Annotated in this window: 19 protein-coding genes; 12 read left to right on the top strand and 7 right to left on the bottom strand. The window is 60.7% G+C overall.

The genetic code is table 11. The features are described 5' to 3' along the window. The 3 genes from VGG64_14995 to VGG64_14985 all read left to right on the top strand — a co-directional run. Positions 1 to 1,266: dockerin type I domain-containing protein (locus tag VGG64_14995; protein HEY1600911.1), on the top strand; the 1,266-nt coding region annotated here is incomplete at its 5' end. A 325-nt stretch (positions 1,267 to 1,591) separates the two neighbouring features. Further along, on the top strand, positions 1,592 to 2,512 hold the full coding sequence (locus VGG64_14990; protein HEY1600910.1) for a PEP-CTERM sorting domain-containing protein: 921 nt from the start codon (positions 1,592 to 1,594) through the stop codon (positions 2,510 to 2,512). Between the two features lie 634 nt (positions 2,513 to 3,146). Continuing rightward, the gene (locus tag VGG64_14985; protein HEY1600909.1) at positions 3,147 to 3,440 is read left to right on the top strand and encodes a hypothetical protein; all 294 of its coding nucleotides are present in this window, start codon (positions 3,147 to 3,149) and stop codon (positions 3,438 to 3,440) included. 186 nt (positions 3,441 to 3,626) lie between these two features. Here VGG64_14985 and VGG64_14980 read toward each other — a convergent pair whose 3' ends face one another. Next, positions 3,627 to 4,739 (bottom strand): NF038122 family metalloprotease, encoded by a 1,113-nt coding sequence (locus VGG64_14980; GenBank protein HEY1600908.1) that lies wholly within the window; start codon positions 4,737 to 4,739, stop codon positions 3,627 to 3,629. 367 nt (positions 4,740 to 5,106) lie between these two features. Beyond that, on the bottom strand, positions 5,107 to 6,567 hold the full coding sequence (locus VGG64_14975) for a Gfo/Idh/MocA family oxidoreductase (GenBank protein ID HEY1600907.1): 1,461 nt from the start codon (positions 6,565 to 6,567) through the stop codon (positions 5,107 to 5,109). A gap of 528 nt (positions 6,568 to 7,095) precedes the next feature. Here VGG64_14975 and csrA point away from each other — a divergent pair. Continuing rightward, entirely contained in the window at positions 7,096 to 7,302 is a 207-nt protein-coding gene (gene csrA, locus VGG64_14970) for a carbon storage regulator CsrA (protein ID HEY1600906.1), read from the top strand. A 177-nt stretch (positions 7,303 to 7,479) separates the two neighbouring features. Here csrA and VGG64_14965 read toward each other — a convergent pair whose 3' ends face one another. Continuing rightward, positions 7,480 to 7,656 (bottom strand): hypothetical protein, encoded by a 177-nt coding sequence (locus tag VGG64_14965; protein HEY1600905.1) that lies wholly within the window; start codon positions 7,654 to 7,656, stop codon positions 7,480 to 7,482. Between the two features lie 45 nt (positions 7,657 to 7,701). Here VGG64_14965 and VGG64_14960 point away from each other — a divergent pair, with 45 nt between their 5' ends. Beyond that, positions 7,702 to 8,271, top strand: a complete 570-nt coding sequence (locus VGG64_14960) for a hypothetical protein (protein ID HEY1600904.1) — start codon at positions 7,702 to 7,704, stop codon at positions 8,269 to 8,271. Between the two features lie 112 nt (positions 8,272 to 8,383). On the opposite strand, the gene VGG64_14955 is transcribed toward VGG64_14960, so the two are convergent. Next, positions 8,384 to 9,445, bottom strand: coding sequence for an alkaline phosphatase D family protein (locus tag VGG64_14955; GenBank protein HEY1600903.1), 1,062 nt, complete (start codon positions 9,443 to 9,445; stop codon positions 8,384 to 8,386). Positions 9,446 to 9,727: 282 nt separating this feature from the next. Between VGG64_14955 and VGG64_14950 the strand changes: the two genes are divergently transcribed. The 4 genes from VGG64_14950 to VGG64_14935 all read left to right on the top strand — a co-directional run bounded on the left by VGG64_14950 (position 9,728) and on the right by VGG64_14935 (position 15,205). Further along, entirely contained in the window at positions 9,728 to 12,598 is a 2,871-nt protein-coding gene (locus VGG64_14950; protein HEY1600902.1) for a DUF1553 domain-containing protein, read from the top strand. Between the two features lie 80 nt (positions 12,599 to 12,678). Further along, a complete protein-coding gene (locus VGG64_14945) occupies positions 12,679 to 14,184 on the top strand; it encodes a DUF1501 domain-containing protein (protein HEY1600901.1) in 1,506 nt (501 codons plus the stop codon). 39 nt (positions 14,185 to 14,223) lie between these two features. Further along, complete coding sequence (locus tag VGG64_14940) at positions 14,224 to 14,652, top strand: VOC family protein (GenBank protein HEY1600900.1); 429 nt, start codon at positions 14,224 to 14,226, stop codon at positions 14,650 to 14,652. A 70-nt stretch (positions 14,653 to 14,722) separates the two neighbouring features. Then, the gene (locus VGG64_14935; protein HEY1600899.1) at positions 14,723 to 15,205 is read left to right on the top strand and encodes a DinB family protein; all 483 of its coding nucleotides are present in this window, start codon (positions 14,723 to 14,725) and stop codon (positions 15,203 to 15,205) included. A gap of 28 nt (positions 15,206 to 15,233) precedes the next feature. On the opposite strand, the gene VGG64_14930 is transcribed toward VGG64_14935, so the two are convergent. Then, entirely contained in the window at positions 15,234 to 16,562 is a 1,329-nt protein-coding gene (locus VGG64_14930; GenBank protein ID HEY1600898.1) for a PQQ-binding-like beta-propeller repeat protein, read from the bottom strand. Between the two features lie 80 nt (positions 16,563 to 16,642). Further along, entirely contained in the window at positions 16,643 to 17,944 is a 1,302-nt protein-coding gene (locus tag VGG64_14925; GenBank protein ID HEY1600897.1) for a hypothetical protein, read from the bottom strand. A gap of 480 nt (positions 17,945 to 18,424) precedes the next feature. On the opposite strand from VGG64_14925, the gene VGG64_14920 reads away from it, so the two are divergent. Together VGG64_14920 and VGG64_14915 are read left to right on the top strand one after the other, a co-directional pair. After that, positions 18,425 to 19,828, top strand: a complete 1,404-nt coding sequence (locus VGG64_14920) for a hypothetical protein (GenBank protein HEY1600896.1) — start codon at positions 18,425 to 18,427, stop codon at positions 19,826 to 19,828. Next, entirely contained in the window at positions 19,825 to 22,890 is a 3,066-nt protein-coding gene (locus VGG64_14915; protein ID HEY1600895.1) for a PVC-type heme-binding CxxCH protein, read from the top strand. Before VGG64_14920 ends, VGG64_14915 begins: the two co-directional genes overlap by 4 nt. A gap of 105 nt (positions 22,891 to 22,995) precedes the next feature. Here VGG64_14915 and dgoD read toward each other — a convergent pair whose 3' ends face one another. Continuing rightward, positions 22,996 to 24,186: a galactonate dehydratase gene (gene dgoD, locus VGG64_14910; GenBank protein ID HEY1600894.1), complete on the bottom strand. Its 1,191-nt coding sequence runs from the start codon at positions 24,184 to 24,186 to the stop codon at positions 22,996 to 22,998. 466 nt (positions 24,187 to 24,652) lie between these two features. On the opposite strand from dgoD, the gene VGG64_14905 reads away from it, so the two are divergent. Then, positions 24,653 to 25,990 carry an MFS transporter gene (locus VGG64_14905; protein HEY1600893.1) on the top strand — a complete coding sequence of 446 codons (1,338 nt, stop codon included), beginning with the start codon at positions 24,653 to 24,655 and terminating at the stop codon, positions 25,988 to 25,990. The last annotated feature ends 90 nt before the right edge of the window (positions 25,991 to 26,080 follow it).

The following is a 26,080-nucleotide window of genomic DNA, read 5'->3' as shown; positions in this document are numbered from 1 at the left end:
AATGGCAACCCGACTTGGCTTCAGCTTTACAATGGCGTCGCTCAGAACGATGTCGGGGTTCCCAATTGGGGGCCGTATGCGGGTAATACTAGTTCCTTGGTCACAAGTTCTGCCGGCACCATTTCGACGACGACGGGCTTCCTTAGCAATGTGAATTTCGGTGCTGATCCTCCTGACCAGACGGATTTTAACAGTCAGTTCCATCCGACCGTCACGTTCGCCCAAAGCGGAAATTATCTGCCCGAATCCGACAATGGTGGCTCTCAGGGAGGGCCATATGGCAATCCGACCCCGGCACAGACGGCGTTGACTCTTGTTGGCGCGTCTGGGAATAGTAATTTCCCCGCCGGCAACCCCTTGGCGGCGCCACTGAGTGCCGTCCCGGGTGGTGGACCTGCCGATGCCGGAGGGGGGCCGAATGGCACGGGAACTGCCGGACGCATCGCCCTGACGAATACGGCCGGTTACGCCAGCTCGGGCAATACCGCCGTGCCAGTCTCGCAGGTGCACATTACCGATCCCTCGGTCAATCCTGCCGGTACGGTGCCGGGTTTTGACACGAGCAAGCTCACTTTTACGGGTGTGCTCGCGGCGGCATACAACTATATTCCGGACGCTTCGGCCTCGGCTACGATCAACGCTCTTGGCGGTGGGTATCCGGTTAACAACGCCTTTACGCAATCGAGCTTTTATAGTCTGGTCTTGCTAGCCACGGGGGGGCAGACCGGGATCGACGGTATCAACAACAACTACTCGGGCGCCCAGGCGCAGGGGTGGATTACGCGTGCCGGAACCAACACCAGTCCTCTACCGGGCTACATACTGCACATTCCCTATCAGGCTGATATTCCGTTCGGCGGCGGTGCCGCTCCCGCAGGCAGCCTGACCTCTTTGGGATATGGTTCCAACATCGGTACTGCCATCTACTTTGATCTCCGCTTCCAGGCCACGTTCACGGCCCTCTCGACGAACGTCATCGAGGGCGATGCGAACAGCGACGGCGTTGTAAACGGTTTGGACGTCAACCAAGTTGCCGGACATTGGCTGGCGACTGATCCGAACCGCATGGGTGCCGGCGACGTCAACGGCGACGGCGTGGTTAATGGTTTGGATATAAACCAGATCGCCTCGCATTGGCTCCAGAGCAATGGCGGTGGATCGGGCAGTGGTAGCGGTACGGCAGTGCCCGAGCCAGGATCCGTGGTCCTACTCGGACTGGGCGCTTTGGGGCTCGCCCTCGCGCGACGCCGCATGGGCACAAAGTAGTAAAGAAAACAATTGCAAAGAAGTTTTGCTGCGATATAGTGGCCGACAGTCCTCGGAGGGCTGTGGCTGCATGGGCTGAGAACGAAGGCAAGATGTAGTTTTGTATTCGCGAGCCAAAGGTCAGTGGTGGGACGCTAATGAAAACAGGTTCATAAGCTGAAAAAAACGGAATTTGAGTTCGGGGCATCTGGCCGTGGGTTATCTGGTAAGTCAAGCTAACCTATGGCATTGTGACGCGTTGCAAGTTCTTCAATCGCTTAAGACCCATCTCTAGCTTGCGCATCAACTAGGAGAATGCACAGTGAAATTAAGAGCATTTTTTGCCATGGCCGTCATCCTTGCGATGGCCACTTCTGCCCAGGCCATACAATTGGTTGTTATGGCCGTCAACAACGCTCCGGGCGTCGCCGGCGCCAAGGCATTTACGATCGGCGTGCAGGTGACTGCCGCTGACGTTGCCGCCAATCCGGATTCTACTTTGTTCGTGCAGAACATGTCATTCGTTGGCAATACCCTCGGCGCGATTCAGGCTGCTGGCGCGGCAAATGTGCCGGACATTCAAACGGCCTGGAACACGTTGGACCTCAACAGCCCGAACAGCATCGGAAATGGTGGGTCAGGTGGACCTAGCTTCCCGCCAGGCAGCGTTGCTACCACAAACGAGGTGTACAAGGACAGCTGGTGGTACTCTAGTGGTACAGGATCGCTGCAAGGTATCAACGGGGTTACCGCAGATCAAAGTGCCGACACGTTCGGTACGGTGACCACGGCGAATACTCCATCGGGGGTTTATGCCCAAGGGCCAGGAGCCGCCGTCGGGGCAACCGGCTACCTATTCCAGCCCGAAGCTACAGGCATCACCGGAGGCGGTGCCGCCGTTGCAGGCGTAAACGCAACCATGGGATACACTGGCCTGTTTGGCCCGTTGGGCGCAAATGTGCTGGACCAGGCACCCTTGGCTGGCCAGTTTGTCGGTGGTGTTTTGACCGTCCCTTTGGCCCAGATCATTACCAAGGGCAACATTACGCTGCCGGACACCTACCTTGCTGGAATTGGTAACTTCCTCGCCGTTGGTGGGACCGCGTACAACTTTGCTGGACAGCCAGCCGCCGGCAATGACGGGTTCTCGACCCTCAACTTTACCGCTGGCACGCTGACTTTCACGCGTGTTCCCGAGCCAGGAACTTTCGTGCTGGCGGGCATGGGCGCCCTCGGCATGCTGTTGGCTTGGAGACGGCGTAAGTAAATGGTTTGCAGGAACTGTCTCTCGAATGCGAGAGGCTGCTCCTCAGAACACCAAGGTCGCAGTTGCCATAAGCTGCGACCAAGAGATGGGCACTCAAGCTGGGGACGGCATAACGTCGTCCCCAGCTTTTTTTGTTTGCCAGGCGTGTTTGCCAACTTGAGGGTGAAGGTCCCTTATTGGAGGTGCGGGATTAGCAAAGCGCAAGGGCGTGGCCGCGAGGAATGCGTCTGAAGGACGCGTGGAGCAAATTCGCGGCGCCACGAACGGGAATCGGATCGTAGGCAGCGCTGGTGGGACGAGCCGACATAAGACGTCGAAGCTCTCCGTCAATCTAAGGCCAGGGCTGTAAATCCGGCGGGGGCGCGCGAGGAAGGTTGTCAGACTTAGCCTGACTGATCTGTGCCGTGTCCCGGGCACCGACGCGCAGCGTTGGTCGCAGGACTGGGCAAGGCCGCAAGGCGCGCCGACCTTGGCACAGAAGTCAGCAGAGAGCGTAGTAGGAGAAGTGCATCGACCACCTTGGCAGTCTTACTCGGCTCTAATGGCCCGAACGGCTCCTACCGCGACTGCAGTGAGTAAATAGTGGGGCAAGTAAGCCTCGCGACTCATCCGCAGCAAGCGGTGGAGGAACCAGTTGCTCCTGGCCTTCGCGGCGGAGAGTAGGGGTGAATCCCCGACGGCCGCCGTCGAAGGGATTGAACTGCCCGTGGCGAAGCGAGAAGCCCAGCGCCCGACGCAGACGGATTCGTTGATGGAGCAGGTGTGCCAGCGCGAGAACTTGTGGAAGGCACTCAAGCGATTTGATGTCAACAAGGGCGCTCCAGGTGTGGACGGCATGACCGTCGGCAAGCTGCCGAAGTACCTGAAGCGTCACTGGTCCAATTCCGGAGTCGCCATTCTCGGCGACTCGAAGTCGTCCGATCTGTAAGTATTTGCAGTGGGCTTCACGAAGCGGAACATTGTGGCGCCTGCCATGAGCCGCGACGCATTCGGTGGCGCTTTGAATGCAAAAACACGGTCCCCGCATGTCCCTGCTAGTTACGGTCTATTTTCGGGACGGTATTTGTTGCGGTGACAGTCCTTGGCATTCTGCGGGCAAAGGACATCGGGCACGTTATGGCCGTTTGCTGACGTGCAGCATCAGTCCCAAGGCGGAGATTACGGCCAATAGCAGGCTGGCTGGCTCGGGTGCATTTGCGTGACCAGCCCCCGCGCCGCTTCCAACGCCACCGCCCTGCAACCAGTGTGAAGCAACCAGGTTGATATCCAGGCCGTTAACGGATCCGTCATGATTGGCGTCGGCGGCGTTGGCGCTGCTTGCCAGCCAACTGCTAGCGATCAGTTGAATATCCAGGCCGTTGACGATGCCATCGTGCGTGACGTCCCCGGGAATCGGGCCCAGCGTATAACCGATGGCATCGAGCGCCGCGAGCTCGACCCCCAGGTTCGGCGTGGCGCCCGGCGTGGCATAGGCGTCCTGCACGCGTGGCGGGTGACCACCGCTGGGGAAGCTGTACCAGTCATTGAAATCACCGCCGGCCTCTTGGTTGAACTGCACCAGGCGGTTGGTGCCGTCAAGAGATAAGAAGGCCTGCGTCGCGGCCCCCGTGTCGAAGCTGCGCGCGCCATGCTGATCGTAGCGAAAAAGATCCAGTGGCCAGACAGCGCCCGCTGGCGCCGCGGCTCCGTTCGACGATCCTGTTAGGGCGGACGCGATGCCCAACACTTCGTCCAGCTCGTGCATGGCTGTCGACGCGAGATCGTATTTGGCAAGATTTATCGAACTCCGCGACAGATTCATGATTGACGTGTTCAACGAGATCGTGCCGTCGGTATGGCCCGCGGGCGGAAACACGCTGATCCCCAAGGCCCTGGCATTGGCCAGCTGTAAATTGATCGAGACGTTGCCATTTGCCGGATTGCCCACACTATTCGGCAAATGTGCCAATGCCAGCGCATCGTTGCTGCTGGTCGCATCATTTGCCAGACTGGCCCGAAAGTTCGCATATGTCGTCGTCGTGTAATACCATTTGCTCTCCCCCAGCCCGCTGCTCATCTCTTTGAACGTCACCGTAACGGTAACGGGGTTGCTGATGAGAGATTCGTACTGCTGGATAATTCCGTTAATGGTATCTTCGATCGTGGCGGCATTGGGATCGTTGGTGATCGAACTGTCGAACGTGGGTACGATCGTGATGCCCGCACGTGAGTGTGCGCAGAGAAGCATGGCCCAGGTCATAGCGGCAAGGATGACTGCCGCGCTTCTATCGTTCCGGCCGTGCCGTGCCTGGCGACCTCTAGCGATCGCAATGTCTTGCCTCGGCAAGACCCTGTAAGCCCTGAATCGGCCACAGGCGGAGAGCAACCCACAGTCTGTGGGCGCGTGATCGGCCTCGCGCGAGTGGGGCACTTGATCGAGCGATCTGGTGGTATTTTGCAAAGGCCTCAATGTCCCTCCTTGGACTCACACGGGCATACCGCTGCGCTGGGGCCAAAGTCGCCAAGGGCGCGCTGGTCTGCAGTGCCGAATCCTCCGGCGGTGATCGCACCCCTGCATCCCTACCGCGACGCGTGATCGGTTGGCCGTGCGACTGCTAGACGACTTTGTCCGGCACACTGAAGGGGGCCCGGTAGGCCCGCGTCAGTAGTGCGGCCGCTTCGCTGTCATCAATGACGCCTTCTGTCTGGGCATTAACCGTGATCTTGCGTCCGAGCCGGTACTTTAGTCCGTCGAGCGCCAGCGAGTTAGTCGTGGCCAGATAATCCTCCATGCGCGCCAGCGTTTCGTAGGCCTCGGCGTTGTCGCCGAACGCCTTCGTCCGCGGATTGAACGGCGCTTCTTCGCCCAAGCGGTACGACATATTTGCCAGGTGGCACAGAGCGCTCGAGTAGTGACCGTCCAGGATATCGGCATTCAAGTCCGACTGTTGACGGCTGCGAACCGCGGCGATGAAGTTCTGGAAGTGCCCGCCCCCTGGCCCACGCGGCGCACCGGCGATGGGCTGCGGTTCGCTACTGCCGTTGGGGTAGAACTTTCCTTCCGTCACCAAGCCCCCTTCGCAATGGAAGAAGTTGCCGATCTTCTCTTCGTGATACTCGGGCGTACGCAGCCCGCGCACCTCGAAGATCAATTGAGTGTCACCAAAATCCATAACGGAAATCTGCGAGTTGGGCGTCTGACCCTGATCTTCATAGCCAAATCGGCCACCGAGGCTGATCACGCTTTTGGGGAGCGTGGCGTTAGGAATGCCCCAGCGGGCCACGTCCATCTGATGCACGCCCTGGTTGCCGATATCGCCGTTGCCGGTATCCCAGAACCAGTGCCAATTATAGGGCACCAGGTTCTTATGATATGCCTGCTGTGGCGCTGGTCCGAGCCAAAGATTGAAGTCCAATTGCTCCGGCGGGTCCGATGGGGTCTGAAAGCGGATGCTGCCGCGAGGCTTGTAGCACAGTGCGCGGGAAACCTTTAATTTGCCCGCCGCGCCCGAGCGGATGAACTCGACGGCTCCGGCCCAACCGTTGCTCGAACGGCTTTGCGTGCCGTGCTGCACGATGCGATTGTGCTTGCGAGCTGTATCGACGGCGATGCGCCCTTCGTGAATGTTGTGGCTGCACGGCTTTTCGACGTAGACGTCTTTACCTGCCTGGCAGGCCCAAATCGTCATCAGCGAATGCCAGTGATTTGGCGTGGCGATCGTAATCGCGTCGACATTCGGATCGTCGAGAGCTTCGCGGATGTCCTTGATCTGCTTGGGCTCGACACCCGATTTCGATTTGATCGTCTCAGCATGCGAGGGCTTACCGGGCAGCCGTTGGCCGAGGGCCCTGGAATCGGGATCTACCAAGTACGTGATCTGCACGTTCTCCATGTTCGAGAACTGCTTAACGTGCTCGCCGCCACGGCCGTTCAGACCCGCGATGGCGATGCGGATCGTATCATTGGCGCCCAACACCCGTCCGGTCGATTTCGTACCGGCAATAGTAAACGCCGATGCGCCGGCGGCTGCAGCGAGCGAAGTTTTGAGGAACGTTCGACGGTTCGCGCGTGACATGGGCAATGCGCCTTTCATATGTTCGGTGGCTAGGGCGGGAGCGCGTTTCTTGCGTGGAGTCACGGCCTGACATGGGTCGCCGAAGGCAAAAAGCATCGGGCGCGCCAGACCAACACACAGCACACTCGGAAAACGTGCCGAAAGAGGCCTCTGGTCGACCTTTAAGCTACCCGCCCGCCCATAACCAAGCAACAGTCCTTGCCGCCAGTTCATTCGCCCTGGTTTGTCTCCGGTGCGATCGGGATTGGGGGGTGGAGGGCTTCGGTAATCAATGCAGCGAATGCCGCCTACCAGCAAATCACAGCAGGACTTAGAGCAACCCCCGTGCTCTGTGCCGGGTTAGCGCCGCCACGGTCTTACGGGCCGAAGCTGCCGTAGTCCCCCTGGCCTGAGAAAGATTGTGCGCTGGACCGCGTGCGAATCACGAATTCCTGTCGGCTCGCTCACGATTGCCTCATGTAAGGCCGTTAGAGTGCTGGCACGGACGTGACAACCTGCGATCCCCTTCAAACCTTCAGGGAGGTGACCATGTTGGTGCTGACCAGAAAATCAGGGCAGGCCATCAGGATCGGTGAATCGGTCACGATCACCGTCGTGCAACTTGGTCGTGGGAGGGTGCGGATCGGTATCGACGCCCCTGCCGAAGTCCCAGTTCATCGGGGCGAGATTCACGAGCGTATTCAACAGGCCGACGGCGCGATGGCATCAGCCAAAGCCACCTCGATCTGTTCCTGAGGACGGCACGCTCAAGTTCGACTTCGGCCCCCGACCTGCGGACGGCGTGCTCGAAAGCTTTCGTGGCCGTCGGCTGTCGTCCGATTTTCGACAATTGATACTGCGGGCATCGAGTCTCATCGCACCTCTGGTCGGGCGCCGGACGGCACGCGCCGTCGACAGAGCTACGTGCTAGCTTCACTCTTTGGTCGTGGAATTTATAACGACAATCAGTGACTTTGTCGGTCGTACGGATTGTGCGAGCTTCCCGTAGGGGTCGTAGTGGTGCATTTCACCCAGTTGCCAACAAAGCAACGCGCGCAGGTAGACCAATATCTTGATCGGTTTGCAATTGCTGTTAAATTCAAGATTCACGATACGCGATCCGCATCTCAAGAGCGCAGTTGGGTCATCCACACTATGGCCGAAGTCCCTCTCAGTCGATCCGACGATGTCGAGCACTTGTTGCGCAATGCACAGCTGCGCGACGAGCTCGAGCCGTTTCTGGACGACTCGATCAGCCAATTGAACGTCGGCGAGCTTCCCACGCCGGTCGAAAACGAGTATCTCGCCAGCATGCTCGCCTGGGAGCGCGCGCCTGTATTGCCTATTGGCGAGTGGTTCCAACCGCCGCTACTGCTGCCGCGGCCCGAGACTCTCACAGACGAACAGTTGCACGACATACTGTGGGATACGATCCAGAGGTTGTATGACAAACGGATCGTGCTCGATTTCACGGACCATCTGTCGGATCGTCAGTTGTATTGTTTGATTTTCCGCGACATTCTTCCGTCGCCGGAAAAGAACCTGCAGCGATCAGACAATTTTCTGCACTGGGATTGTGCGGACGCCGGTGGGGATCCCGATGTTTGGCTGCGGTATTACGCCAGCGAAGAGGATCGGCGCAGTTGGATTGAATCAGGCGACGGACCTTTGCCGCCGACGGAGCCGCTTCCCTATCCTCGCCATCTGCCGCGCCGTCCGCTGTAGCGATTTCCACTGCAACGATTGCCCTGCAACGATTACCACCGTAGCGATGCCTCGACGCGGGTGGTGACTAAAGACGCGCCGCCGCCATCGCACCGCGGGATTTTGGCTGGAATCACTTGCCGATCACTCCCGGCTGCAGAGTGCTTAATCGGATTTTGCGGCGGATGTTCACGTCCCCCTCGTCATCGTAGATCGACAGCGCGATACGCGGATCCGACTGCGACCAATCGATCGTGACCATGCCGAAGTTATCGCCCCAGTTCATGGTCCCCACGCGGTGGCGGTTTTCTTCATAGCCGCGCCATTTCTTGCCGCCGGCGTTCAGACCGCTTGAGGTCAGATCGTACAGTGGGTAGCCAATGCCTGCGTCGATCATCGACAGTTCGGCCAGGTGCCGGTCGCCACTCAATAGGATGATGCCCGCCGCGTGGGCATCGCGAATGGCCTTGAAAAGCCGCTCGCGTTCGGCCGGCATGTTCATCCACTTCTCGTAACCATGATCCTCGGCCACGACCTGTATGCTGGAAGCGATGATCCGGACCTCGGCCGGCACCTTCAGCTGTTCTGCCAGCCAGACCCATTGCGCGTCCCCCAACATCGTCGCCGCGGGATCGTCGGTCGGCACATAGGGGCCGCGCGGGTCTCCCTTGGGAGCCGCCTTCAAAGGACTACGAAAGTAGCGCGTATCGAGCAGGATGATCTGCACGCGCTTGCCCACCGGGCCGAATACTTGCGCAGTGTAAACGCCGGGGCGGTGGCGCCGTTCGCTGCCGGGAGGGTCGCCGAAAAAATCGAGGAACACCTTTTGCGACGCGTCGCGCTGAGGGAAATCGCGGCCGCCGTCATTGATGCCGTAATCGTGATCATCCCAAGTCGCCAGCAACGGACAGCTGGCACGCAGCTTTTGGAAGCCCGGCATGGCGCCCAGTTTGGCGTAGCGGGCCTTGAGCACTTCCATATCGGCGCTATCGCCGTAGATGTTGTCGCCAATGAACAGAAACAGATCCGGATGCAGGTCCACGATCTTGTCCCAGATCGGTTGCGGCTCTTCTTGCCGAGCACAGGAACCAAATGCGATTCGCGCAACAGGCTGATCGGCCGGAGGAGCCGCCCTTGCGATAACCGTCAACACTGGCAATGCGACAAGGCTAAGGTAAACGGCCAAACGACACATTCTCGATCTCCTTGCTAAACTCATGGAAAGCGGATCGGGTCTTGGGACTATAACCCCGTCCAATGTGAGTGGGAAATGGGGTATGCGTCGGAACGCCAATCGTGCAGTGAACCACCGCGCTGCGGAACGAAGCCTTCGCCGGTCATCCAATCGTTGTTTGCGTTCTCGGCCGTCGTTATACTTTGTGATAGTTAATGGATGCGGGGCCTCGGCATTGTTCGCCCCGGCGCCTCATCGGTTGGCGTTGCCAAATCCCGCCAGCACCCGCCGCCCAGGTCTCACATGGCAATCCCCTGTGCGAGTCGCTATCGCCAGCATGTGATTTGCCGGGCACTCGTCGTGCTGTTGTTGTTGACGTCGTCGGCCGTGGCCGACGAGCCGAGCGCCGCGGTCGACTTCCTCGGCGAGATCGCGCCGCTGTTAGTGAAGCAATGCCTGGGTTGCCATGCCGGCACCGATCCTGCCGGAGGGCTGAACTTTACCAACCGCGAGTTAGCGCTGGCCGGCGGTGATAGCGGCGCCGCAATCGTCGTTGGCAACCCAGACGACAGTCCCTTGCTGAAGCGCGTGCACGATGGCGAAATGCCGCCGTCGGACAAGGCGGCACCAGTTTCTGCTGAGGATGTCGCAAAGCTCACACGCTGGATTGCGTGCGGCGCTCCCTGGCCTGCGGATCGACGGCTCAGCCCCTACGATTTCACGACTGACAAGCGTGCCGGTCTCGATTGGTGGTCGCTCAAGGCGCCTGTACGTCCCGAAGTTCCTGCCCTGTCGCCAGTCGCCGGCATGCGGAACCCGATCGATGCCTTCGTGCGTATCCGGCTGGCAGCCGCGGGTTTGGAACCGGCGCCCGAGGCAGGTCGTGCCACGCTGCTGCGACGTGCGAAGTTCGATCTCGTGGGGCTTCCTCCTACGCCGGATGAACTCGACGCGTTTCGGGCCGACACGGCGGCCTACGCCTACGAGCGATTGATCGACCGGCTGTTGGCCTCGCCGCAGTATGGCGAGCGTTGGGCCCGGCATTGGCTCGACGTGGTCCGCTTCGGTGAGACCGACGGTTACGAGACGAACAAGCCGCGCGCAAACGCGTGGCCCTATCGCGATTACGTGATTCGCGCGTTGAACGAAGACCGCCCTTATCCGCAGTTCGTGCTCGAACAATTGGCCGGTGACCAGGTGGGCGAAGATGCGGCCACGGGCTTTCTCGTGGGCGGTACGCACGACGTCGTCGGAATTCAGAACATCGAAGGGCAGTTGCAACAACGTGCCAATGACCTGGACGACATCCTCTCAACCACCGCGACTGCTTTTTTGGGGCTGACCGTTGGCTGTGCGCGGTGCCACGACCACAAGTTCGACCCCATTGCGCAGCGCGACTATTACGCTCTGCAAGCAGTCTTCGCGGGCGTGCGTCACGGCGAGCGCGAGATCAAACCGCCCGACTACGAACAGCGATTGCGCGACGAGTCCGTCGTGCGGCGCGAGTTGGCAGTGATTGAACGACAATTGGCCGAGTTCGAACCCCTGGCACAGATCGCAGCGTCCGGCAGTGCGGCAACCGAACCGCCCGCGGTAGAGCCACATCGTGTATCCGTGCATCCTAGGGCCAACATTGATCGCTTTTCACCGGTCGTCGCGAAGTACGTCCGCTTTACGGTTCTGGCGACGAATCAGGCAGAACCGTGCCTAGACGAGCTGGAAGTCTATTCTGCCGAAGCGAGTCCTCGGAATGTGGCGAACGCCTCGACGGGCGCACAGGCTTCTGCGTCGGGTGTCTATGCCGATGGCGCCTCGCCGCTGCACAAGCTCGCCCACATTAACGATGGTCAGTACGGCAACTCGCACAGCTGGATATCGTCCGAGAACGGAACCGGCTGGGTCACGGTCGAGCTTCCGGAGCCCGTCGAGGTGGCCCGCGTGGCCTGGGCCCGCGATCGTGAAGGAAATTTTGCCGATCGATTGCCAACCCAATATCGGATCGAGGTGGCGGTTGAGCCGGACAAATGGCGCACGGTCGCCAGTGGCGATGATCGGCGCCCCTTTGTTGCCGGCGCGGCGGTAGAAACGCTTTCGGCAGACACCGTGCCGCCTGAGAAGGCGGACAAGTTCAAAAGCCTGGTCGCCAAACGCAACGAGTTGCAGTCCCGCCTGCCGCTGGCCGGTATGAACAAGGTGTATGCCGGCACCTTCGAGCAACCGAAGGCGACGCATCGATTGCACCGCGGCGATCCGATGCAACCGCGCGAAGAGATTTTCCCTGCCGCCGTGGTAGCCCTGGGACATCCGCTGGCGCTCGCGGCTGATGCGCCCGAGCACGAACGGCGTCTGGCCTTGGCCCGCTGGATTGGCGATGCGGCCAACCCGCTTGCGGCGCGGGTGCTGGTCAATCGGCTGTGGCATTACCATTTTGGTCAGGGCCTGGTTAACACGCCCAGCAATTTCGGCTTTCACGCAGGCCATCCTTCTCATCCGGAACTGCTCGATTGGTTAGCCACCGAGTTCATCGCCCGCGGCTGGAGCATCAAAACGATGCACCGACTGATCATGCTCTCGGCAACGTATCGCCAGGCGAGTTCCTCGAATGCGCAGGCCCAGGGTGTGGATGCGGGTGGACGATTGTTGTGGCGCTTCATGCCGCGCCGCCTGCAAGCCGAGCCGATTCGTGATGCTATTCTGGCGGCCAGCGGTCGGCTCGATTTGCGGATGGGCGGGCCCGGTTACGACCCATTTGAGCCGAATGATAAATACGTCCACGTGTACGTTCCCAAGCAAACGTTCGGTCCGGCTGAATGGCGGCGGATGGTCTACCAACTGAAGCCGCGCGTGTTACAGGATGCCACCTTCGGCGATTTCGATTGTCCGGATGCCAGCCAAGTTGCGCCGAAGCGCAACGTGTCGACGACCGCCATTCAGGCGCTGGCCTTGTTAAACAGCCCGTTTCTGGCGCAACAAGTGCGCGAGTTCGCGGTTCGCGTCCGTTTCGAGGCAGGCGAGGACACGGCGGTGCAAACGCGCCGCGCGTTCCGGCTGGCGCTAGCGCGCTCGCCCGACGAAGACGAGCTCAACCGCGGCATGGCCCTGATTACCTCGCACGGCCTTGAATCGCTGTGCCGCGCACTCTTTAACGCCAATGAGTTTATTTACGTGAATTGAAATGGGGCGCCGATCGTTTTTGGTCGAAAGTTCCACGAGTCCCTAATTGCCTTATTGAAACATCGCACGCGGATCCGCGCATGAAGAACGACGTCGAACTTACGCACGCCGGCCGCAGCATGCTCGATCGACGCAGCTTTCTTGCCAACGCTTCGGGCGGGCTGGGGGCGATCGCATTGGCGGGGCTTCTGCAACAGCAAGGGCTGCTGGGCGCCACGAGTCAGAATGAATCGGCCTCTCAGGACCCGATCCGGCCGGCCGTCCTGCCCACGGCTCCTTTGGCCGCGCGGCAGCCGCAGTTTGCTGCCCGCGCCAATCGCGTACTGATGATCTTTTGCTCGGGCGCGTGCAGCCAACTCGACACCTGGGATTACAAGCCCGAACTTGTGAAGCGTGACGGGCAGCCGATGCCCGGCTTCGAGAAGCTGGTGACATTCCAGGGGCCGTCTGGCAACTTGACGAAAAGCCCGTACGAGTTTCACCCGCGCGGCGCTTGTGGAAAATATACTTCGGACTTGCTTCCAGAATTGGGCGCACAAGTCGACGAGATGTGCTTCATCCATTCGCTGACGGCCAAAAGCAATACGCATGGGCCGGGTGAAAATCAGATGAGCACCGGTTTCACGATCGAGGGATACCCGAGCATCGGCTCGTGGGTCAGTTACGCGTTGGGCAGCGAGTGCGAAAACCTGCCGGCGTTCGTCGCCATACCTGACCCACGCGGTGTGCCCCAGACCGGGCCGGCGAACTGGTCGAGCGGCTTTTTGCCTGCCGTTTTCCAAGGAACCAGCTTCAATGCTGAGCGGCCGATTGCGAATCTCTCGCCGCCACCCGGAATTTCGGCGGCTGATGACGTGGCCGCGCGCGTGTTTTCGCGTTACCTCAACGAGCGGCATTTGGCCGCCCATAACGGAGACAGCGAACTGGCGGCGCGCATCGCCAGCTACGAGCTGGCGGCGAAGCTGCAGTTGAGCGCGCCCGAAGTAGGCGACCTCTCGCGCGAGAGTGCCGTCATGGCAGATATGTACGGCGTCAATGACCAGAATCCGCTGCTGGCTGGCTTCGCGCGCAACTGCCTGCTCGCCCGCCGGCTGTTGGAGCGGGGCGTGCGATTCGTGCAATTGTTCAACGGTGCCTACGCGATGGGGGAAGGGGTCGGCAATTGGGACGGCCACAAACAATTGAAAAGCGATTACGATCGGCATGGACCGATTCTCGACAAACCGGCCGCAGCGCTGCTGCGCGACCTGAAATCACGCGGCATGCTGGAAGACACGCTCGTGGTGTGGACCACCGAATTTGGTCGTATGCCGATGTTCCAGCAGGGAGCACAGGGGCGCGATCACAACCCCGAAGGATTTACCGTGTGGCTTTCCGGCGCCGGCGTGAAACGCGCGTTCAGCTATGGTGCTACCGACGAATTCGGTTATCGTGCGGTCGAGAAGTCGGCCACGGTTTACGACCTGCACGCCACGATTTTGCACCTGTTAGGGTTTGACCACACGCGGCTGACTTACACGCACAATGGCGCCGAGCGCCGCCTGACGGACGTCCACGGCCATGTGCTAAACGAAATACTCGCGTAGTCACAACATCAAAGTTAGCTGATCTAATCGCAGAGACCGATGGAACCGCGTATCACACTGATTACTTTGGGCGTTGCCGATTTGGAACGATCTATGCGTTTCTATCGCGATGGGCTCAATTTTCCCACGTCCTGGACTCCGGATAAGGGAGTGATTTTCTTTAAGACCGCAGGAACCTGCCTGGCGCTATACCCGTACGAAAAGCTGGCCGAGGATATTTCGGAAGAGTTTCGGACGGCAAAACCCAAGTTTGCTGGCATTACGCTTGCGCACAACGTGCGTGAAAAGACCGATGTCGATCGATTGCTCGCTGAGGCCGAGCGCGCCCGAGGCAAAATCGAGAAGCCAGCACAAGATGCATTTTGGGGTGGGTATAGCGGGTACTTCTCGGATCCGGACGGGTACCTTTGGGAAGTCGCCTGGGGCGCCTTTCCAATTCGCGAGGACGGATCGCTCGAGATTCCTTAGACGTTTTCGACCGTAGCGACGCGTTACACTCACCCCATGATTCGCCCTCTTACAAACGGAGTACAAGTACATGAACGCCCACGAAGCGATAAAATTCTCGATCGGCTCCGCGTCTCATATTGTCGATTCGTTGCTGGCCGACTTGAGCGATGCCGATCTGCTGCATCGCCCGGCGCCCGGCTGCAACCATATCAATTGGCAAGTGGGGCACTGCATTGCGGCCGAGCATGCGACAGTGTCGAAAGCGCTGCCGGGTGTGATGCCGCCGCTACCGGCCGGGTTCGCCGATAAATACACGGGCGAAACGGCCAAGCTGGACGGCGCGAAGTCGTTTTGTACGAAGGCCGAGTTGCTACGCGTTTATGGCGAGCAGCGTGCCGCAACGCTCGCGGCCCTGGAAAAATCGACTGCCGCCGACCTGGACAAGCCCTGCACCGGCTGGACGCCTAACCTGGGTGCCATGTTCACCGGCATGGCCAGCCTACACTGGCTGATGCACGTGGGCCAATGGACCGTCGTGCGTCGCGAGCTGGGACGAGCGCCGCTGTTCTAGCGACTGTGCGTTCGCCTCGACGGTTGCGTCAGCGCTTCAGATATTGTACCTGGCGATTCGCCGTTGGTTTCGGCCGGCCTGCCACAGGCTGAGGCGAACGCGGCGCACCCTGCGGTGCGGCGATGCGGTACAGGTATTCATCTGTGCGGAGAAATATCGCGTGGTCGCTGGTGGCCAGTGAGGCTAGCGTTCGCCCTTCGACCTGATTCTCGGCCAGCTTTTTCAGTTTCTTGCCGGCCTCGATGACCGTCGTTAGGCCCTCTTCGTTCGTAATGTAGATTCTGCCTTCGCATTCCAGCGGCGAGGCCGAGAATGCTCCGCTCAGTCGGGCTTGCCAATGTTGTTTTCCGGTGCGCAAATCTAGACAGCTAACCACGCCCTGATCGCTGACCAGATAGAACTCATCGCCGACGATCAGCGGCGACGGATCGTACGGCACGCCGCGCCGTAATGTCCACACGGCGTCGGTCAGTAAGACCTCGCCGCGCGATGCGAGGCCAAAGGCATACAGCGCCGTCGATCCGTAACCCGACGATACGAACACCATCCCGTCGGAGATTACCGGGCGCATCACGACCGAATCCCCACCATGGCGGCACTGCCAAATCTCACGCCCCGTGGCCGGATCGTAAGAAGTCACCTGGCCCGCGCCAGGGCTAATCAGCTGGTCGACGCCGCCAAACGAAACGACCAGCGGCGTGGCATAGGCCATTTTGCTGGGGCGATCGGTACGCCAGCGAATGTGGCCCGTATTGCGATCGAGCGCGACGACGAACTGCTGATCGGCGCCGTCGCAATTAAGTATCACCAGATCGCGCCACACGACGGGCGAGCCTGCCGGTCCGTGCCGATGATCGTGCACTAGTTCCTCGTTACGCCAGAGAACTTCGCCGCGCGTCGAAATGCAGGCCGTGCCATGCGCACCGTAATGCACGAACACACGATCGCCATCGATATACGGAGTTGGCGAGGCATGGCTGTTCTTGGGATTGATCGGACCGAGGTCGGGCTTGCGAAACAATTCCACATCGCGCGCGATCTTGCCCGAGGCCGCGTCGAGGCAAATGGCGCGCAGCGAGCCCTCCTCTTCGATAGCGGTGGTGAGCCAAATCTGTCGTCCGCGCACGACGGGCGACGACCAACCGACGCCGGCGACGGGCGTCTTCCAAACCACGTTGTCGGTTTCGCTCCAATCTAGCGGCAAGCCTTGCTCGGTCGAATGCCCCTGTCCGTCCGGACCTCGGAACTGCGGCCAGTCGCCGGCAGCGACGCGTGCCGCGAACAACATGGTGCAAAGTGACGACGACAGAACTGTAACGTTGAACAGATGGCAAGTGTGCGAAAAGCGTGCGTGCATATTGGTGTCCCGCTAGCTCCGTCTACGGACCAAACAAATGTTCTGGGCGAGAGTCCACCACAAATCGACAGTTTGTTGAGCTACCTGGCCAGGTTCAATTCGCGACGGGTTTGCGAGAATCCGTTGAGCCACTCGGATGTGACTTTTGTTCCGCGCACGGTTAGCGTGTGCAACTTGGTGAGTTGTTTAAGAGATTCTGCCCCGACGTCGGTTACCCCGGTTTCGTCCAGGTTCAGAACTTCCAAGAGCGTCAGTCGCGCGATGACGGGCATGTTCGTATCGTCGGTTTGCGTGGCGGCCAGCCCCAGGTAGCCGAGATTTTTCAATGGTTCGAGTCGTCGGACGCCCTCGCTGGTGATGGGCGTGCCGTCGAGTACGAGCATTTCCAGTCTGGTCAAAGTAGCCAGCTGCGACAATGCCTCATCTGTGACCGCGGTGTTCGTCAGATCAAGTCGAACCAAACTCCACACCTTGGCAAGTTCTTTAACCCCGGCGTCGGTCACAGCGGTCTCAGGCAGATACAGATAGCGAAGCTGCGGCAGAGCCTTCACGTATTTCATGCCAGCATCGGTGACCTGGGTGTAGCCCAAGTACAACTTTTCGAGCAGTGGCAGGTTCAGCAATTTCGCCAGCCCCGCATCGGTAATCTCGTTCCAGGTGAGCTTGAGCGCGTGCAAGTGTCTCAGCGGCATCAGGTGAACGAGGCCCTCGTCCGTAACCTTGGTGTCGTACAAAAACAGCTCTTCCAACTGGCGGTGGCTGGCGATCTTCTTTAGCCCTTCGTTTCCGATGGGAGTCCAGTTGAGATTCAAGATCCGCAACCGTGTCAACGGTGCCAAATGATCCAGCCCCTCGGTAGTGATTCTGGTGCCCAGTAAAGACAAGGCTTCGAGCGACGTGAGGCCGCTCAGATGGGAAAGCCCTCGATCGGTGATGCGATCTTGGCTTAGCTTTAGCCCTTCGAGTTGGGTGAGCTTGCCGACGATCGCCAGTCCGTCGTCGGTGATCTTGGTGCGCGACAGATCGAGCCAGCGCAGCTCGGGAATTTGGGCGAGGTGTTCCAGGCCCTCGTCCCCGCCTTTCCAGGTCACGGCGCGCAACCGGCGGTTGTCGGGCGTGTCGACCCATTCCACGGTGGCGCCGAGTTCCTCGATCGCGGCAAGGGCCAGCAGAACGTCGCCCGGTTTGGGTGCGATCGGCAGCACGGCCGAAGTCTGCTTGACCGCATTCGTGCCATTGGTTGCGATATCCGTTGCTGCGCTATCGACCGCCCTGGTGGTCGAGGCCTGTTTCTTCTCAGCCGCGGCGGCTGTCGTCGGGAGCGCCAGATCGGCGCCGAGGAGAATAAGTACCAATAGCACGATAAAATCGTAGCGCAACATCTAGGTACGCGCACCCGGAATCGAGCGAGGGGACAAAGCCGGCGAACCGCCAAGCCGCGGGAGTCTAGGCGAAATCGTTTCCGGGGGTCAATGTGGCCATGGCGGCCAGAGCCATTGCTTTAACACAGGCGCCACATTGCGCAAATGAGGCGGCACAGGGTAACCGAGTATTGGATATGGCAGGATGAGGGCCCGTGCTATCACACAGGCACGGAAGGTTCCCAGCGCCGCGGCTTTGCCTGTCGCGACCATAACCCCAGATCCTTCATGCGATCTGCGGCCGACGGCCAAATTATCTTTGCAGAATGTTTGCGACACCTTTCGCGTGGTCGGCCGCGGGGCAGGCCCTTGGCACGCTTTGATGCCCTGAAGCTCGGGGAGCGGCCCCTGGTTGCAGAGCGCCGCGGTTGGGCTACTCTGTAAGCCTGCAGTCCTGCTGCTACCCGGCCCCCCCGGATCTCGCCTCTAAGAGACCCCTTGATGGATGACAACAGAATGATAGGCGGCAATTTTCTGCGCACTGTCGCGGCACGGCGCGGCCTGCTCGGCATCGTACTGGCAATCATGGTGACTTCACCCACAATGGGCGGGGCGGCCGAATCGTCGCTCAAGGTCGGCGCCGGCGCCGCTGATTTTACGGCGACCGACGAGATGACCATTGCCGGCGGTATCGGTGGTGGTAAGGTGCAAGGGCAAGAAGGCTCTTTGCGCGCCGTCGCTGTCGTGCTCGAACATCCCACGTCTGGCAAGTTTGCTATCGTGGCGTGCGACGTACTCTTTGTCACCGACGCCATGGTGCAGGCCGCGGCGACGGAAATCGATCGTCGTTGTGCCATCCCGGCCGATCACCTATTGGTGAACGCGACCCACACCCATTCGGCACCCAGCACGGTGCGGGTTCACGGATACGGTCCCGAGCCGGATTTTGTCAAGAACGTCGTTGATGGCATCGTGCGCGCTGTCGAGCAAGCCGACGGACGCCGGACAGACAACTGCCGGTTTGCCTATCGTTTGGGGGAGGAAAGCACGGTGGGGGCCAACAGTCGCCTGCTGCTTTCGGACAATACGATCTATTGGATTGGCTCGCGCGAAGACGCCGTGCGGCCAACGGGTCCATTCGATCCGCAATTGCCGGTGCTGGCGTTTTATGGGCCTGGCGATCACTTGCGGGGATTGATTTTTAATCACTCGACGCACACCATTGGCACGCTGCGGCCCAATGTTCGCTCGCCGTCTTTTTATGGGCTCGCCGCGCAAGAACTCGAAAAAGAACTCGATACCACGGTCTGCTTCCTGGAAGGAGCGTCGGGCTCGACGCACAATATCGGCGGTGTCACCACGGCCGACGCCATCACGCGCATGAAGCAAGCCGTGACAGGGGCGCTGGCCAAGGCCGAGACGCGTCCGGTCGAACGCATCGCGGCACTCAAGCGACCGTTTACATTCCGCGTTCGCAATTTCGACGAGGCAACCGAAGACGCCAAGGTCCTCTCGTACTGCCGCAAACGTGCGCCAGATCACGCCGACGCTATTGCCGCGGTGTTCCGCCAGATGCGGCTGGAGATGAAGCCAGAGCAAGGCCGCGAGCGCAAGACCTGGCTGCAAGTTATGTTGATCGGCGACGTAGCGATCGTCGGCGTCCCGGCCGAATACTTCACGTCGCTGGGGGTCGACATCAAACATCGCTCACCCATCAAAGACACGTTGGTAGCGGAACTGGCCAACGACTGGATCGGCTATGTGCCCGACCGCGAGGGGTACGAACTCGGCGGCTATCAGACGTGGATGGGTTGGCACAGCTACGCTGAGCCGGGCACAGGGGAGCGCATCGCCGACCAAGTGGTCTCGATGCTCGGCGAGCTTAAGTCGGGTAAATCGCGATGAGCGCACGTGTCTTGAACGGAGGGACATTGCCTGGGCGGCCACGATTGCAGGCATCGACATTGCACGCATCGTTCTCCCCGGGATTCATCCCAGGGCGATCCATCGCTGGGCTGTATGGCATTGCCCGAGGCCTGCGGCGCGTATTCATCCGCGCCGCAGCCGGTATTGCCATCGTCGGGTGCCTGGCCTGCGCGGCCGAGGCCGACGAATTGCCAGAGATGGCGGCCCGGACTCCGCAGGATGAGCTGGCATCTTTCCAATTGGCCGATCCTGAATTGATCGTCGAACTGGTCGCCGCCGAGCCCAACGTCATCAGCCCAGTGGCTATCTGTTGGGATGCCGATGGCGCGATGTTTGTTGCCGAAATGCGCGACTACCCCGTCGGGCCCACTGCGGGCACGATCCGCCGGTTGATCGATCGCGATAGCGACGGTCTTTATGAGACGGCCACGATCTTTGCCGACAAGCTGAATTTTCCCAACGGCGTTTTGTGTATCGGAGACGGCCTGCTGGTGACGGCTGCGCCCGACCTGCTGTTTCTCCGCGACACCGACGGCGATGGTGTGGCCGACGAGCGCCGCGTTGTCTTCACCGGCTTTGGTGAAGGAAACCAACAGTTACGCGTCAATGGACTTACTTGGGGGCTAGATAACTGGATCTATGGAGCCAACGGCCGCAGCGATGGCGCCATCCGGCGACCCACCGAGCCAGCGGAACAGGCCATCTCGATTCGCACGCAGGATTTTCGCTTCCGCCCAGACTTTAGCGGCTTCGCACCAATCTTCGGCCAAAGCCAGTTTGGCCAATCGCGCGATGATTGGGGCAACCGCTTCCTGTCCTGGAACACGATTCCCGTCCGACAGGCGGTGTTGGACGAGATCGACGTGGCGCGCAATCCGCATCTGGCCCGCTATGCCGTCACGAATCTCGCCGACCCAAGCGACTCAGGCGAGGTGTTTCCGATCGCGCCGCGTCCACAGACATTCAATCGCGAGTCGACAAATCATTACAATGCTCTGGCCGGCCTGACTATCTATCGCGGCGACAATCTCGGACCGCGATATGCCGGCAACGCGTTTGCGGGCGAGTCGCTCTCGGGCCTGGTCCATCGGCGCGAGTTGGTGCCCGAGGGGCCGACGTTCGTATCGCGTCGAGGTGACACGGGCCGCGAGTTTCTCGCTGGCGCCGATCCCTGGTTTCATCCGGTCAATCATGCCACGGCGCCCGACGGTTCCTTGTACATAGCCGATTTCTATCGTCGCTGGGTCGAACATCCACAGTTCGTGGCCGGCGCCTGGCGCGACAAGGTGGCCTGGCAAGAGGGTTCCGCTCATGGCCGCATTTGGCGCGTCCGCCGACGAGGCGACTTTACGCACCGGCAGCCGCAATTAAGCAAGGCTACCACGGCGCAGCTGGTTGCCCACTTGGCTGACCGTAACGGCTGGTGGCGCGACACAGCGCAACGATTGCTGGTCGAGCGTGCGGATAAATCTGCCGTTCCTTTGCTCGCCAGTCAGACGGAGAGCGCTGACCCGCTCGTCGCAGCGACGGCGCTATGGGCGCTAGTGGGGCTCGATGCGCTCGACGGAAAGTTGCTGCTGGCGGCGTTACGGCATCCGGCGGCGCCTGTGCGCGCACAGGCGTTGCAGATCGCGCCCATTTCCTGGGCTGTATCGCCTACGCTCCGGCGGGCCTGCCTGGCGTTGGCCAACGATTCCGACATACGCGTGCAAATCCGCTTGGCCCGCGTCTTGGGAGGCCTTTCCGGACAGGACAAATTGCCGGCTCTCGCGCAACTTAGCGAGCAACCGGACGCGGATGGTTGGCTAGCCCGTGCGATCTCGGCGGGGGCTGCGAATGCCGCGCTGCCGTTTGCCCAGGGATTGATCGCCCGCCAGTCTTCGTGGCTATTCGAACCGTCGCAGGCCCAGCTCGAGGCCTTGGAGCAGTTGGCCGAGCAGTTTGCGGCGCCAGGCCAACCGACAATTACCGAGGAGTTGCTGGCGTCGGTCAACGATCCCGCAAAACCCCAGTTGGCGCCTGGCCAGCTGGCGATGCTGGCCGGAGCGGCGGCTGCCGATCGTCAGCCCCTGCCCGCGACCGGTGCTGGCCAAAACAGCAGCGTTGAAGAGCAGACATTGCGTCGGGCCGCCCGGCTGAATCCTGTTCTCGATCGCGTTCTGACTTTGGCGCTCGATCGCGATGCAGCACCCTCGTATCGCGTGCTGGCGGTGCGGGTGCTGCGCGACCTGGGCTCAGCGGTGGAAGTCGGCAAACTCGTACCATTGACGACCGAGCCGGGCGAGACCGGCGATGCGGCCATCACGGCGATTTGCCGCAGGGCCGATGCGGTGGCCGTGCGAGGCTTATTGGATGGATGGGGGACGTACGCTCCTTCGCGTCGCCGCACGATCAGTGCCGCAGCGTTGGAATCGCCGCTGGCCAGCCGGGAGTTTGTCGACGCGCTCGATCGCCAGGTCGTGCGTCCCGCCGAGATTGATCCGGTCGTCCGCACAGCCTTCGGCAAGAACCGCGATGCCGAGTTGGCGGCGCGCGCCGAACGCATCTTCGCCGCCGCGGCACCCGCCGCGCGCGACGATGTGCTGACCAAGTACCGCGCCGCCCTCGACCTGCCGGCCGATCGGGTCCACGGCGCGGCTCTCTTCAAAGCCCACTGCTTCACTTGCCATCACATGTTCGGTTTGGGGCGCCAGGTAGGGCCTGATCTGTCAGGTATCGGCGGACGCCCTAAAGAGACTTTGCTCGTGGACGTGCTCGATCCTAGTCGTCAGGTGGCGCCTGATTACTTGAGCTATACGTTGGTCACCGCCGACGGTCGTGCGCTGTCGGGCATCCTAGTGAGCGATACGGCCGAGGCGGTTACATTGCGGCGCGGCGAGGGCGCGGACGACACGATCCTCAAACGCGACATCGACGAGTTACAAGCCGCCGGCAAATCGCTGATGCCCGAAGGGCTCGAACAGCGGCTCACCGTGCAGGACGTGGCCGACATACTGGGATTTCTCACTCTGCCCGACCGTCGCCTGCTGGAACAGCCCTAGGACTCTGGGCGTGACCCCGGTCGCGTCCCGAAGGCACTTTCCCTCGATCGGTCCGCGACGACGTTCTAAATACTGAACGCCATCGAACTCTTGTCTGTTCATTCCTCACCAATCGCCTACGCTGCCATCGGCGTGAAATGTCCGTTGCTGTAGCTCTTGCTGGAAGGGGTGTTTTTTCACTTCGGTCTCGTTGATCTCGATACCCAAACCTGGACGGGTATTGGGACGGACGATGCGTCCAGCCCGTTCGACAGTGAATCCCTCGCTGACCACCTCTTGCCGCCAGGGCACGTCGAGATGCACTGCTTCGCAGATGATATAGCTGGGCGTAGCGAAGCCGAATTCCAACGAGGCTGCGGTGCTTACCGGGCCTTGTGGATTGTGGGGGGCGAGCGCCACGCGGTAGGTCTCGGCCAACGCCGCGATGCGACGCGACTCGGTCAGGCCGCCAGTGTGAGTGATGTCAGGCTGGGCCACGCTGAAGGCCCGCTTCTCGAAGAATTCGCGAAACGCGTGTACGCCGATCAATCGCTCGCCGGTGGCAATTGGCGTGCGCACGGCCCGCTGGATGTCGGCCATGTCGTCGACGCGCTCGGGCCAACATGGCTCTTCGAACCAGTAAAGTTCGTACGGTTCGAGTGCCTTGGCGAACAGCAGACCCATTCGCGGCGACGGCCTGGCGTGGCAATCGACCATCAGGTCGATGCCGTCTCCCACGGCCTCGCGCATGGCACGAACGCAGGCTTCGGCGTAACGGATCGGTTTCAAGCCCTCCAGCGGCATGGTCTCGGGCACGGCCATGGTCTTCATGGCCGTGAAGCCTTCGTCGACGGCTTTGGCGGCCAAGTCGGCAAATCGCGCGGCATCGGCCGGATCCCCGTCGTACATGTCCTCCATGCGACCGCCGCCGAGATGGCAATATGTGCGAATGTAGTCCCGCACGGGCCCGCCCCATAATTTGTGACAGGGAACACCATGAATCTTGCCTAGGATGTCCCACAGCGCGATATCGATGCCACTAATCGCGGTGCCGCGAACGGCGCCGTTGGCATGCCAAAAATGTTGGCGGAACATCATTTGCCAGAGATATTCGATCCGCGTGGGATCTTCGCCGATGAGCAGTTGAGCGACGTCTTCGATCGCGCCCACGACGCTGCGTGTGTGCCATTCCAGCGTGGCCTCGCCCCAACCCCATAGCCCCGGCTGATCGGTGAGCACCTTGACGAATATCCAATTCCGCATGCGGGCGTGACAGACGTGCGTCTCGATAGCTGTGATCTTCATGGCGGGGTGCATAATGTAACCGAGGTGACCGGATTGCGGCTGTTGGCAACTTTCGTGGTTGGGCCGCTTGCGATTGTTTGTGGACGGTCGTTGCGGGTTGTTTTCGATTGACCGTAGGTGAGAAAAAAGTGAATCCGAGGGACCGTGGACGACTGCGTTCCGGGAGTTGTGCGTTTGCGCCACGGGTACATCCCTTCAGCACGCACGAGCCTAGCATTGCCGTCAGCGAGAACCAAGAGTACGAGGTGATCGAATGTGCGTCGGGGTAGGCCGCGCGATCTACCGGGGGCCATCCTATAATGCCACCGTTACGCAGAGACGGCGTTCCGGCGCATTTACGACATTTTATATTCTGTCATGGATACGGCGCTGATGGTCGTTAAAGACGTGGGGTACGCCGTTCGAGAGTTTCAATAATTGGAAAATCCTCGGCTGTGCCAGGGCGCGGTGGCGGTTCGACGGTTCTATGATGCACGGCATGAAATCCGACGCCACGACGCCACAGCCCGATACAAGCTTCTCGCTGCCGGTCCGTTATCTGGTGTTGGGCTGGTTATGCCTGGCTGCGGCACTGGCCTATGGCCAACGCATGCTATTGGGGTTATGCGCCACGCTCGTGCAAGGCGAGCTGGCGCTGTCGGACGAATCGATGGGCTGGGTGTTGGGCGCGTTTTTTATCACCTACGCCGTGTTTCAGATTCCTGGCGGCTGGTTAGCGAGTCGTTGGGGAAGTCGCGCGGCGCTGGCGTTCGTTGTCGCCGGTTGCTCGCTGGCCGCCACGTGCACTGGGGCGGCCATTGGGCTAGTGACACTTTTGGTGCTGCGATTGGCCGCTGGGGCCGCGCAGGCTGGCATTTTCCCCGCGGCTACTTCGTCGATCGCCCATTGGTTTCCTCGCACCGAGCGAGCCGTTGCGAGCGGCCAGCTGACAGGATTCATGTCGGCCGGCGGGGCGGGCGCGCTCGCCCTGGGGGGCTGGCTGTTGCAGGATCAGTTCCTCGGCTGGCGCGCCGTCTACGTGATGATCGGCTTGCCGGGAATCGTGTGGGCCGTGGGGTTTTACCTGTGGTTTCGCAATCACCCTGAAGAGCATCGCAGCGTGAGCATGGCCGAGCTGGCCACGATCCGCGGATCGGAATCCGGCGCGTTGCCTGTGCACCAGCGGGAGACATTGCCGACGGAACCGACCCCGTGGTTGGCGCTGGCGCGTAGCAAAGCGATGTGGTTGATCGCGTGGCAGCAATTTTTTCGCGCCGCCGGCTACGCACTCTTTGCCAGCTGGTTTCCCAAATATTTGCAAAAGGTGTACGGCGCGTCGATCGAGACAGCCGGCGCGCTGACCAGCGTTGCGCTGGTGGCGGTGGTGGTGGGCTCAGTCGGCGGCGGCGCATTCTCCGATTGGCTGCTGGCACGCACGGGCAGCCGCCGCGGCAGCCGTAAGATAACGGCCATCGTCACAATGCTGACTTGTGCGAGTTTTTTCCTGGCTGCCGGCTATGCGCCTAACACCAAGATTGTCACAGTCTTGATCGCAGCCGCGGCACTATTTGGCGCGATCGCCGGGCCGGTGGCTTACGCTATTACGATTGATATGGGAGGTCGCCATGTCCCCACCGTTTTCAGCATCATGAACATGTCTGGCAACATCGGCGCGGCGGCCTTTCCTGTGGTGGTCGGTATTCTGGTCGAACGAACCGGGCGCTGGGAATGGGTGCCGGCATTCGTGGCCGGCATCTACGTCGTCGGGTCGCTCGGCTGGATGCTGTTGGACACGAACGGAACGGTGTTCGACCGAGATGATGTCGTGGCGCCGTAACCTTGCCAAAAGCCATTTAGGTGATAATGCTTTTCGATTACGACGACAGGCGGCCCGATCCGTTCACGCGCGGCGGGTGTTGTCAAGAAT

The organism is Pirellulales bacterium (assembly GCA_036490175.1).
Lineage (GTDB): Bacteria > Planctomycetota > Planctomycetia > Pirellulales > JACPPG01 > JACPPG01.
The sequence above is the reverse complement of the archived record's forward strand: the minus strand, read 5'-3'. Positions and strand labels throughout refer to the sequence as shown.

What these genes read in the sequence shown, in the direction of transcription:
- dgoD (HEY1600894.1), bottom strand. Translation starts at nt 24,186, where the DNA reads ATGCACCCCGCCATGAAGATCACAGCTATCGAGACGCACGTCTGTCAC.
- VGG64_14935 (HEY1600899.1), top strand. Translation starts at nt 14,723, where the DNA reads ATGAACGCCCACGAAGCGATAAAATTCTCGATCGGCTCCGCGTCTCAT.
- VGG64_14945 (HEY1600901.1), top strand. Translation starts at nt 12,679, where the DNA reads ATGAAGAACGACGTCGAACTTACGCACGCCGGCCGCAGCATGCTCGAT.
- VGG64_14990 (HEY1600910.1), top strand. Translation starts at nt 1,592, where the DNA reads ATGGCCGTCATCCTTGCGATGGCCACTTCTGCCCAGGCCATACAATTG.
- VGG64_14980 (HEY1600908.1), bottom strand. Translation starts at nt 4,739, where the DNA reads ATGCTTCTCTGCGCACACTCACGTGCGGGCATCACGATCGTACCCACG.
- VGG64_14930 (HEY1600898.1), bottom strand. Translation starts at nt 16,562, where the DNA reads ATGCACGCACGCTTTTCGCACACTTGCCATCTGTTCAACGTTACAGTT.
- VGG64_14940 (HEY1600900.1), top strand. Translation starts at nt 14,224, where the DNA reads ATGGAACCGCGTATCACACTGATTACTTTGGGCGTTGCCGATTTGGAA.
- VGG64_14920 (HEY1600896.1), top strand. Translation starts at nt 18,425, where the DNA reads ATGGATGACAACAGAATGATAGGCGGCAATTTTCTGCGCACTGTCGCG.
- csrA (HEY1600906.1), top strand. Translation starts at nt 7,096, where the DNA reads ATGTTGGTGCTGACCAGAAAATCAGGGCAGGCCATCAGGATCGGTGAA.
- VGG64_14955 (HEY1600903.1), bottom strand. Translation starts at nt 9,445, where the DNA reads ATGTGTCGTTTGGCCGTTTACCTTAGCCTTGTCGCATTGCCAGTGTTG.
- VGG64_14905 (HEY1600893.1), top strand. Translation starts at nt 24,653, where the DNA reads ATGAAATCCGACGCCACGACGCCACAGCCCGATACAAGCTTCTCGCTG.
- VGG64_14925 (HEY1600897.1), bottom strand. Translation starts at nt 17,944, where the DNA reads ATGTTGCGCTACGATTTTATCGTGCTATTGGTACTTATTCTCCTCGGC.
- VGG64_14915 (HEY1600895.1), top strand. Translation starts at nt 19,825, where the DNA reads ATGAGCGCACGTGTCTTGAACGGAGGGACATTGCCTGGGCGGCCACGA.
- VGG64_14960 (HEY1600904.1), top strand. Translation starts at nt 7,702, where the DNA reads ATGGCCGAAGTCCCTCTCAGTCGATCCGACGATGTCGAGCACTTGTTG.
- VGG64_14950 (HEY1600902.1), top strand. Translation starts at nt 9,728, where the DNA reads ATGGCAATCCCCTGTGCGAGTCGCTATCGCCAGCATGTGATTTGCCGG.
- VGG64_14975 (HEY1600907.1), bottom strand. Translation starts at nt 6,567, where the DNA reads ATGTCACGCGCGAACCGTCGAACGTTCCTCAAAACTTCGCTCGCTGCA.